At 42.9% G+C, this 690-nt stretch carries 1 protein-coding gene; it reads right to left on the reverse strand.

Annotated elements, in window-relative coordinates:
• On the reverse strand, positions 1-690 hold a 690-nt coding region (locus A3766_RS30130; RefSeq protein ID WP_197479180.1), incomplete at both ends, for a hypothetical protein.

Consider the following 690-nt stretch of genomic DNA (forward strand, 5'->3'; position numbering starts at 1 on the left):
CACTTGACGCTCTATAGACGATAGAAAATGAATGGAATAATCGATTCCAATACCAAATGCGATGCTTGCAATAATTGTCGTACCCACATCAACTGCAACACCTGATGCAGCCATCGCCGCATAATTCATGAGCACCGTAAGCACGAGAGGGATAATCCCAATGACGCCATTCATAACGGACTTAAATAAGAAAATCATAACCAAAGATATTAATGACAACGCAATGATCGTACTGGAGATGTTTGTCTTTATCACTTCCTCAATATTCGTGAACATCACTTTGCCATAGCCATTGTTTTCTAGACTCGTGCCAGCTGGCGTTAGCGCTTCAATATCATCTAATACCGGCCCCCAAAACGAGGCTGCATCGCTTTCACCCAAGACAATTAATCTAGCGTGCCTGTGCTGGTCATCGATGACATGTTTTATATCTTGGCTACGTTCATTTTCATAAACTAGAATCTCTTGGGCGATTAATTGCTCGTTAAAATCCTCTGGAAGCATATGCCCTTCATGCGTCAGCAAGTTATACATACGCTCCAAAAAGTCTACCGGCGTGAGTACAAAGCCAATGCCTTCTCGCGCCTCTAAATAACGTTCTAGCTTCTGAATACCTTTGATTACGTCCGGATTATAAATTCCACCCTGGCTACCCGTATCAATCCAGATATCGATAGGATTTGTGCCGTC

The sequence above is a fragment of the Oleiphilus sp. HI0132 genome, assembly GCF_001635845.1.